The following is a 9,339-nucleotide window of genomic DNA, read 5'->3' on the forward strand; positions in this document are numbered from 1 at the left end:
ATAATTTGTCAATAATTTTTTTAAAAAATAATTATATTTTATTGGATTTTTTCATTTTACCCCAGCATTTTCGCTATAAAAAAGCTATAGATACCTGTTTTTCTATTCGTTCAACGTTTAACTATATCGATTTCGTTTAGAAAAGTATTAAACAAATTAAGCAAAAAAAGAACAAAAAAAGCCGCAGGCAATTTGCTTGCGGCCGTTAAAAAGCACAATTTATAAAATTATATAGTCAATCGTTTTACCGACTTCCTTTCCACCAACGTACATGGAATCGAGAGATTCTCTGCCTCCCCCTTTGGCTCCTCTCCGGTTTCCCGTTCCTTCAGACGTTCCAGCAAAAGAAGAGACGCACGGTTTCCGATCTCCGTCAACGGCAAATCCATAGTGGTGAGGGCCGGGCGGCAGTATTCCGACAAATCCTGATTGTCAAATCCGGTGACGGAGATATCCTCACCCGCGCGCAGCCCTTTTTCCTCAAGATAATCATAAACGCCGCCGGCCATACGATCCGCCATACAGAAAATCGCTGTCACACCGGCCTGCACCAGAGGGCCCGCCTCCTCGTAACCGGAACGCCGGAACCAATCACCATACCGCACCCACTCCGGATTATAGGGAACATGGCTTTCAAACATTGCCCTCTGCGCTCCATACAGACGCCTTTGAGTATGGATATTGTTGGCGCGGCCGCCGATAAAGCCTATTCGCCGGTGTCCCATGGAAAGCAGATACTTCACCATATCATATCCGCTTTTCTCCTCGTCGATGGTCACACTGGGAATCCCCGGCAAATCGGGATATGCGTAGGCCATGATCATCGGCACTTCATAATCCTGCGTGGTGCAGTGAATCAAACGTGCGTGGCCCGCAACATAAATCACACCCTCGACCTTGATGGAACGGAGCTCCTGCAAAACAGGATTCAAAATAGAGCGGTATGCCTGCTCGTTGTTATACCAGGATTCACTCCATCTGGCATACAAGCGCAGATTCCACAAAATCGTGTGGTACCCCTCCGACTCAAACCGGGCCATCACGCTTTCAATAATGCCCGGTGTGGTAAACTGCCCGATATCCTCCGCAATCACGGCAATCGTCCTTGTGCGCTGGTTGCGCAGGCCCTGTGCGACGTAATTCGGCTGATACCCGCGTTTTTTTACCACCTGCATGACTTTTTGGCGGGTCGCTTCACTCACCTTGGGTTTTCCATTCAGAATATTGGACACTGTTGTCGCGGAAACATTACACTCCCGCGCAATTTCCTTTAGCGTCACCATCTGGTTTCCACCGTCCCTCTTTCCAAAATAAAAGAAGGGTTTAACGATAAACAAATTATTGATTCCAGTATAGCATTTCCAAGGGAAAACTGCAAGTGTTTTTCTAATATTTACATAAATTTCCCATTGTTTCTAAAATAAGTTATAAAAATAAACCAAAAATTCCGTCGCAAATGACAAAAACAACGCATAAACCTCAAAGGTTTACCAATCTCAAAGTTTTACCAACCGGAATTTCCTGCCAGACTTCTCTGCCGGATCACCTCGTACAGAATGACAGTAGCCGCACAGGCAACATTGAAGGAGGAAGCGGAGCAATCGGGAGCCATTGGGATGGAAATCATTGTGTCCGCCATCTCGTAAAAGCTCTTGCAAAGTCCTTCCGTTTCATTTCCCACCAGCACCATGCAGGGCCCATCCAGCTTTTCCTCATAAACAGGCGTCTTTTTATGCGCCGTGGTGGCAATCACATGAAAATCGGGATACCGTGCGCGCAGGGAAGCTATCGCCGCCTGCATCTGCGCGTTATCCGTCAGACGGATGGACGGGAGGCGGAAAAAGGACCCCATCCCCGAAGTTATCACTTCCGGATCGTACAAATCCACAGCATGGCCTGTCACCAGCAGCGCATCCGCCCCCAAAGCATCGCAGGAGCGGATCAATGTGCCGAGATTTCCCCGGTTGGACGGACGGTCAAACACCACCAGAAGGGGATTTTCACGCAGATGCAGGGACTCAAAGCTGTCGTCGCGCATTTTGACCACCGCCATCAGCTCGGAGGTGTCCTCCTTGCGGCTGAGTTCCTGCATCAGTTCCCGGGTCAGCACATAATTTTCCTCTGTTTTAACCTGTGCCAGAAAATCCCTGGCCCATTGGGAAAGCGGCATTTCATCTGTGTAGAGAAGAGAGGAAATTTCCCATCCGCTTCTCACCGCTTCGTTGAGATTCCGCACTCCCTCCACCAGAAATTCTCCATATTTATATCGTTTGTTGCGATTGGTCTGGAGCACTTCAAATTTCTGATATTGGGCATTTCTGGAATAAATCTTTTTCATTGCCTTGCCAACCGTTCCTTTCTGCGGGGAACGCTTCCCCTTCTCTCTTCTTCTGCCGAAAGCTGTGCTTTTTTCTTTTTTATATCACAAAGCGCGGGGGAATGCAATGACCGCCGTCAGTTTGGAAAGGGCTTTCGGTTTTTCTTGCCTTTCCATGTTTTTTTGGGTACAATAAAAACAGAAATCCCTTCCGGCCGCGGAACGGCACGGGCCAGCCGCCCCCGGACCGCAGGCCGCAGGGAGCTGGGAGTGTGCGGCAATGAAAGACACATGGAAAAAAGTTTTGTTTGAGTATTTTCTGATCACCATCAGCACCCTTTGCATGGCAGTCGGCATTTACTATTTCAAGTTTCCAAACAATTTCACATTCGGCGGCGTCAGCGGCCTCTCTGTTGTGCTCAGCCCCTTCATCCCTCTCTCCCCCTCGGCGATCAACTTCATCATCAACGCCCTGCTGCTGATTCTGGGTTTTCTCTTTCTGGGACGCGGATTCGGCATACGGACAGTCTATTCCAGCACACTGCTTTCCGTATCCCTCTCCCTTCTCGATCAGATTGCGCCTCTGTCCGCTCCCTTGACGGACGAGCCTTTGCTGGAGCTGATTTTCGCCGTCCTTCTTCCGGGATTTGGCTCCGCCGTGCTTTTCAACATCGGAGCATCAAGCGGCGGCACAGATATTGTGGCGATGATCCTTCGCAAATACACCAGCGTCGATATCGGACGTGCCTTGCTGCTGAGCGATCTTTTGATTACTTTGACAGCCTTCTTCGTATTCGACATGAAAACAGCCCTCTTCTCTCTGCTGGGCCTGATCTCAAAGTCTCTGGTCGTCGACAATGTAATCGAAAGCATCAACCTGTGCAAATCCTTCAATGTGGTGTGCAGCAGCCCCGATAAAATCTGCACCTTCATCACGGAGACACTGCACCGCAGCGCTACGGTGTTTGAAGCCCACGGTGCGTTCAGCCACAATCATAATTATGTTGTCCTCACGGTGCTCAAGCCTTATCAGGCCGTGGCCCTGCGCCGGTTTATCCGTGAAAACGAGCCGGGCGCGTTCATTCTCATCACCAACACCAGCGAAATTATAGGAAAAGGATTTCAACGTTAACGCAGACGGGAAGAGAAACAGATTCTCTCCTCCGGCACCAGACCAGCCAGAACCACCGGTCCGTCGACAAAAGCCACCGTATCCGGCTTATCCGGCAGAGAAACACACACAACACTCTTCGGATACTCTGCTTCCAATGTGTCATTTTCCCACATCCGCTCAAATACGGCATATCCATCTTGGATCTTCGGGGAAACCGTTTCTCCGTTCAGGCGGAAAACGGGATCCCCCTGAATCCATCTGGGAAGGCGCAGACGCAGCGCAAACGTAACCGGGCGCTCTGTGCTAACCGTAAACTGAACCGTTTCCCAGGTCGGTCTGTTCGCAAGCATGTGTGATATTTCATGAATCTCCAAAATATCCCCACACAAATCCGCCGGCTTCTGCTCGAGCGTGACCGGAACCCCATCCACACAAAAAGCGGCCTCGGACGGGAAATACTGCGCCACCGTGATGCCATCGTCTGCTCCGTAATAAATCCATTCTCTGTACCGGGCGTTGGCCTGCACCAGGGTGCAGTGGCAGCACCAGAAATCTTCGGTCTTGGAGCCCCATTTTTTCTGCGAGCCCGCCGCCAAAAGAAGGTAGTAGGTAATCAAGCCAGACTTGGGAGGCGAGGGCTCCAGGCACTGCTCTCTCGCATGCCCCTCACAGAAGCCCTGTGCAAACAGTCCATTCCAAATATTGGACTCTATATAATCCGCATATTTTTCATCCCCTGTCCAGCGGTACAGATAATCCGCCAGACGGACCATATTGTAGACGGTGCAGTGTTCCTGGTTCATATCGCCAAGCCGCGCGGAAAACTGATTTTTCGGCGTCCAGATCTCGCCGTTTGTCTGTCCGCCTGTCGCAAAACGTCCGCGCTCATCCACCGCGAGACGCCAGTAGCTTTCCACAATGCGCCGGAACCGCTCTTCCCCTGTCACCTCATACACTCTGGCACATCCCTGGATCTCCGGGATCGTCATGTTGGCATGGAAATTGGTCAGGACGTCGACGTTCTGTAAAAGCGGTTCTGTCAGACGGGGACGCTCATACCGCCGCGCCAGCTCCAGATGGCGCGGATCCTTTGTGACGGCATACAAATCTCCCCAGAACTCCATGATTCCGCCTGTCTCCTCCAGATCCATCATGTCGCTCATAACCTCACGGGAAATTTCACCGGTAAAACGGTAAAACCAATCGGCGCACCCGCGAAGAATCTCCAAAGCCTGCTCATTGCCCGCAAAAAGATACATATCCAGCAGGCCCATCATCACCTTATGGCACACATACTGCGGCGCCCAAAAATGACGGCCGTTTTTCAGTCCATAGAGAAATTTTTCCGGTATGGGAAAAGCCCATCCCCCGCCGTTTGCCTCCTGGCAGCGGGCAATCTCCGCCACAATAAAATCCGCTTTGGCTTTCAGGCGTCTTTCCTTCGTCTCATTGTAGATTCTCGCCGCCGCACTCAGCCAGTGGCCTGTAAAGGTTCCGCGAATCTGACTTAAAGGTGCGTCCCAGCCCCCGTGAAGATTTTCAAGCTTATAATTCAGCCTGCCGTTCAGCCCCGCCTCCGTATAAAACGGAAACAGCAGATTTTCTTCCCGAAGCTCCATCAAATAACGGTAATCCCGTTCCCTCTTGGTTTTTGGCAACCCCGGAAGCAGATGAACCTCCTGAATCATGGATTGCAGCATGTAAACTCCTCCTTTATTTTTCCACGCCTGTTGTAACAGTCATACCCGCTACAAAATACCTCTGACAGATGTATCATGTCCATTAATGGTGGCGATGTATTTTCCATTCCAGCGGAAAGCATCATAAATATTCTGGGCAAACTTCTCGTCCTGATAGAAATCCTTCTCCGCCTCAAACCGGTCGGTCAGGTCCATCAGCAGCCCCTGCTCCGCCCATGCGGCGAAATAATGCGGATGCCCATAAATAACGTCCGGTGCGTTTCCACCCATAAACATGGTATCAATTTTTTGCGTGTAGTTCTCGGGAATGTACTCAAGGTTAATCTTTGTGCCGGGATACTTCTCCTCAAAAGCTGCGATAATTTCCTCGTTAATCTCTTTTTCCGCCAGAGAACCCCATGTAGAAAAGGTAATTTCGCCCTGCAGCGTTACCTCTTCCTCGGAATTGCCGTTCTCCCCGGAAGCCTGAGGCGCTGTGGAAGAAGCATCTCCCCCACTGCATCCAGCCAGCGAAGCGGTCATGAGCAACGCCATCATACCTGCCAGAAATTTTTTCATTACAATCCCTCCATGTCCGCGGCCCAAAGCCGCTTTTGTTAAAAATAACATTTATGTTATCTTTAACATCATCTTAATCTCTTCTATTTGTCAATAGAAAATCTAAAATTTATTTTATATTTTTATTCACAATGAAAAACACCACAATTTTTTCTTATTAGAACGAAACGCACGCTTTTCCATAAAGCGTTTCCAAAAGCGTATGGGAATTCTTTCCGCGGGATTCATGTAAGTTTTACGTTCTATTCATAATTCTGACATATATATCTTTTATTCTGGTTTTAGCACTTAAAGATAAAGAGTGCTAAAAACGATAACAAAAGCCCGATTGTATCGACTTTTTAATTAAGGAGTGATTCGATGAACGCTCAAAAATTCACACAAAAATCCCTGGAAGCCATCCAGGAGGCACAGAACCTTGCACTGCGGCATAACAGCATGCAGATTGAGCAGGAGCATCTGCTGGCAGCCCTGCTGGAGCAGGAAAACGGCCTGATCCCCCAGCTGATGAAGAAGATGGAGGTTGATCCTGCCGCTCTCCAGCGCGAGCTGGAAAACCGGATTGACAAAATGCCCGGCGTAACCGGTCCGGGCCGTGAGCCGGGAAAAATTTATGTGTCCGGCGACGTGGACCGCGCTCTTTCCGAAGCCGAACAGCAGGCCGACCGGATGAAGGACGAGTATGTCAGCGTGGAGCACATTTTCCTGTCTCTGCTCGAGCATGCCAACCAGGGGCTGCGCGAGGTATTCCGCACCTTCGGAATCGACAAAAACAAATTCCTCTCCGCCCTCTCCGCTGTCCGCGGCAACACGCGCGTGACGAGCGACACGCCGGAGGAAACGTATGACGCACTGACGAAATACGCGCAGGATCTGGTGCAGCTTGCCCGCAACCAGAAGCTCGACCCGGTGATCGGGCGTGACTCGGAGATCCGCAACGTCATCCGGATTCTCTCCCGTAAGACGAAAAACAACCCCGTGCTGATCGGTGAACCCGGCGTCGGCAAAACGGCTATCGCGGAAGGGCTCGCGCTTCGCATTGTGCGCGGAGACGTGCCGAACAACCTCAAAAACCGCAAGCTGTTTTCGCTTGATATGGGCGCTCTGATCGCGGGTGCGAAATTCCGCGGTGAGTTCGAGGAGCGTCTGAAAGCCGTGCTCAACGAGGTGAAAAAGTCCGAGGGACAGATCATCCTCTTCATTGATGAGCTGCACACGATTGTCGGCGCAGGCAAAACCGAGGGCAGCATGGACGCGGGCAACCTGCTCAAACCGATGCTGGCGCGCGGTGAGCTGCACTGCATTGGCGCCACAACGCTCGACGAGTATCACAAATATATCGAAAAGGACGCCGCTCTGGAACGCCGTTTCCAGCCTGTCATGGTGGACGAGCCGACCGTGGCTGATACCATTTCCATCCTGCGCGGCCTGAAAGAGCGCTATGAGGTTTTCCACGGCGTCAAAATCCAGGATCAGGCGCTGATCGCGGCGGCTACCCTGTCCAACCGCTATATCACCGACCGTTTCCTGCCGGATAAAGCCATCGACCTGGTGGACGAAGCGTGCGCCATGGTGCGGACCGAGATCGACTCCATGCCGACCGAGTTGGATGAAATTTCCCGCCGGATCATGCAGTATGAGATTGAGGAAGCCGCTCTGAAAAAAGAGACGGATCACCTTTCCCAGGAGCATCTGGCCGAAATTCAGAAGGAAATGGCGGAGCTTCGCTCGCAGTTCAACGAGATGAAAGCCAAATGGGAGAATGAAAAGGACGCGATCGGCAAGGTGCAGAAGCTGCGCAGCGAGATCGAGGCAACAAACGCCGAGATCGAGAAGGCGGAGCGCACCTATGATCTGAACAAGGCCGCTGAACTGAAATACGGCAAGCTTCCCGCTCTGACGAAAGAATTGCAGGAGGAGGAGCGGATCGCGGAGGAAGGCCAGAAGTCCGGTTCCCTGCTGCGCGACCGTGTGACGGAAGAAGAGATCGCCCGGATCATCGGCCGCTGGACAGGAATTCCCGTGAGCCGTTTGATGGAGGGCGAGCGCGAAAAGCTGCTGCGTCTGCCGGAAATCCTGCATGAGCGCGTTATCGGACAGGATGAAGCGGTGGATCGCGTGGCGGACGCTATCCTGCGTTCGCGCGCGGGCATCCAGGACCCCGATCGCCCGATCGGTTCCTTCCTTTTCCTTGGCCCTACCGGCGTTGGCAAGACGGAGCTGGCCAAAGCTTTGGCACAGGCGCTGTTTGACGACGAAAAGAACATGGTGCGTATCGACATGACCGAGTATATGGAGAAATACTCCGTGTCTCGTCTGATCGGAGCGCCTCCCGGATATGTGGGCTATGAGGAAGGCGGCCAGCTGACCGAGGCTGTGCGCCGTCATCCGTACTGCGTGGTTCTGTTCGACGAAGTGGAAAAGGCGCATCCCGATGTGTTCAATGTCCTGCTTCAAGTGCTGGACGACGGACGCATCACGGACAGCCAGGGCCGCACCGTCGATTTCAAGAATACGATTATCATTCTGACGTCAAACCTTGGCTCCCAGATTATTCTGGACGGCATTGGCGACAACGGCGAAATCAATCCCGAGGCAAGGGAGCATGTACAGGCTCTGCTCAAACAGCAGTTCCGTCCTGAATTCCTGAACCGTCTTGACGAGATTGTATTCTACAAACCGCTGCGCCGTGAGGAGATCTTCTCCATTGTCGACCTGATGATCCGCGACTTGCAGCGCCGTTTGGAAGAAAAACAGCTGACGGTGGAGCTCACGGACGCCGCAAAGGATCTGATCGTGGAGCAAGGCTTCGATCCTGTGTATGGTGCGCGTCCGCTCAAGCGGTATCTGCAAAGCCATGTGGAAACGCTGATCGCAAAGCTGATCATTCGCGACGATCCGATGCCCCGCACGCATATTGTGGTGGACGCTGAAAACGGTGAACTCACTCTGCACACCGTCCTCCCCGCTGAGATGGTCAGCACAAAATAAAGAAAAATAGAAACAGCCTCTTTCCGCAGGTTATTCCTGCCGGAAAGGGGCTGTTTTCCCTTTTTCTGGGATTCTGTCACCCTATTTTGACCAGTATAGCGGTCAATATTTTTTCAGTGCTATGTTAAAATAGTTTTGTCTATAACCGATACTGGTTATCTCTATTGGGGAGGAACAAAAATGGAACAGAAAATCCGACACAATCAGAATATCGGTGAAAATCTCCGTCAGCTACGCCTACAAAAAGGATTTTCTCAGGAAATGCTGTGCGTAAAATTACAGTTGTACGGCTGTGACATTGAAAGAAGGACCTATGCCAAATATGAAAGCGGCGAACTGAACATCCGCGCAAGCGTACTGATTGCGCTGCGCAAACTGTATCATTGTTCCTACGACGAATTTTTTGCGGGATTGGAAGAAAACAAACCTGAACTCAGCTGAAAGCAGCAGCCAAGCGTCCCATACTCTCCATGAAAACAGCGCGGGACACCGGGCAAGCGGGCTTTGCGGGGCATAGCCGAAAGCAAAGACCGCGCCTTTTTCCGCCATACCGGGAGGCCGCAGGCCGATTGCGCGACTTGTGTCCAGGCTCAGCCAAAGCGCCAGCCAAGCGCCCCATACTCTCCACGGAAACAACGCGGGATACCGGGCAAGCGGGC

8 protein-coding genes are annotated in these 9,339 nt (G+C 51.6%); 3 read left to right on the forward strand and 5 right to left on the reverse strand.

The features are described from left to right. Positions 1 to 227 precede the first annotated feature (227 nt). Both B5F35_RS07475 and B5F35_RS07480 read right to left on the reverse strand, forming a co-directional pair. The gene (locus B5F35_RS07475; protein ID WP_087239613.1) at positions 228 to 1,283 is read right to left on the reverse strand and encodes a LacI family DNA-binding transcriptional regulator; all 1,056 of its coding nucleotides are present in this window, start codon (positions 1,281 to 1,283) and stop codon (positions 228 to 230) included. Positions 1,284 to 1,504: 221 nt separating this feature from the next. Then, positions 1,505 to 2,338 carry a TrmH family RNA methyltransferase gene (locus B5F35_RS07480; protein ID WP_087239586.1) on the reverse strand — a complete coding sequence of 278 codons (834 nt, stop codon included), beginning with the start codon at positions 2,336 to 2,338 and terminating at the stop codon, positions 1,505 to 1,507. Positions 2,339 to 2,597: 259 nt separating this feature from the next. On the opposite strand from B5F35_RS07480, the gene B5F35_RS07485 reads away from it, so the two are divergent. Then, entirely contained in the window at positions 2,598 to 3,449 is an 852-nt protein-coding gene (locus B5F35_RS07485; RefSeq protein WP_087239588.1) for a YitT family protein, read from the forward strand. Here B5F35_RS07485 and B5F35_RS07490 read toward each other — a convergent pair. Beyond that, positions 3,446 to 5,131 carry a beta-L-arabinofuranosidase domain-containing protein gene (locus tag B5F35_RS07490; RefSeq protein ID WP_087239590.1) on the reverse strand — a complete coding sequence of 562 codons (1,686 nt, stop codon included), beginning with the start codon at positions 5,129 to 5,131 and terminating at the stop codon, positions 3,446 to 3,448. The genes B5F35_RS07485 and B5F35_RS07490 overlap by 4 nt on opposite strands. A 48-nt stretch (positions 5,132 to 5,179) precedes the next feature. Then, complete coding sequence (locus tag B5F35_RS07495; protein WP_162611366.1) at positions 5,180 to 5,689, reverse strand: ABC transporter substrate-binding protein; 510 nt, start codon at positions 5,687 to 5,689, stop codon at positions 5,180 to 5,182. 360 nt (positions 5,690 to 6,049) lie between these two features. On the opposite strand from B5F35_RS07495, the gene clpB reads away from it, so the two are divergent. Further along, positions 6,050 to 8,680, forward strand: coding sequence for an ATP-dependent chaperone ClpB (gene clpB / locus B5F35_RS07500; RefSeq protein WP_087239594.1), 2,631 nt, complete (start codon positions 6,050 to 6,052; stop codon positions 8,678 to 8,680). A 180-nt stretch (positions 8,681 to 8,860) separates the two neighbouring features. After that, positions 8,861 to 9,121 carry a helix-turn-helix domain-containing protein gene (locus tag B5F35_RS07505; RefSeq protein WP_087239596.1) on the forward strand — a complete coding sequence of 87 codons (261 nt, stop codon included), beginning with the start codon at positions 8,861 to 8,863 and terminating at the stop codon, positions 9,119 to 9,121. On the opposite strand, the gene B5F35_RS19005 is transcribed toward B5F35_RS07505, so the two are convergent. Continuing rightward, the coding region (locus B5F35_RS19005) for a hypothetical protein (RefSeq protein WP_206424031.1) at positions 9,114 to 9,339 on the reverse strand (226 nt) is incomplete at its 5' end. The two genes, B5F35_RS07505 and B5F35_RS19005, sit on opposite strands and share 8 nt — an antisense overlap.

This window comes from Anaeromassilibacillus sp. An200, from assembly GCF_002160025.1.
Lineage (GTDB): Bacteria > Bacillota > Clostridia > Oscillospirales > Acutalibacteraceae > Caccousia > Caccousia stercoris.

What these genes read in the sequence shown, in the direction of transcription:
- B5F35_RS07490 (WP_087239590.1), bottom strand. Translation starts at nt 5,131, where the DNA reads ATGCTGCAATCCATGATTCAGGAGGTTCATCTGCTTCCGGGGTTGCCA.
- clpB (WP_087239594.1), top strand. Translation starts at nt 6,050, where the DNA reads ATGAACGCTCAAAAATTCACACAAAAATCCCTGGAAGCCATCCAGGAG.
- B5F35_RS07480 (WP_087239586.1), bottom strand. Translation starts at nt 2,338, where the DNA reads ATGAAAAAGATTTATTCCAGAAATGCCCAATATCAGAAATTTGAAGTG.
- B5F35_RS07475 (WP_087239613.1), bottom strand. Translation starts at nt 1,283, where the DNA reads ATGGTGACGCTAAAGGAAATTGCGCGGGAGTGTAATGTTTCCGCGACA.
- B5F35_RS07495 (WP_162611366.1), bottom strand. Translation starts at nt 5,689, where the DNA reads ATGAAAAAATTTCTGGCAGGTATGATGGCGTTGCTCATGACCGCTTCG.
- B5F35_RS07485 (WP_087239588.1), top strand. Translation starts at nt 2,598, where the DNA reads ATGAAAGACACATGGAAAAAAGTTTTGTTTGAGTATTTTCTGATCACC.
- B5F35_RS07505 (WP_087239596.1), top strand. Translation starts at nt 8,861, where the DNA reads ATGGAACAGAAAATCCGACACAATCAGAATATCGGTGAAAATCTCCGT.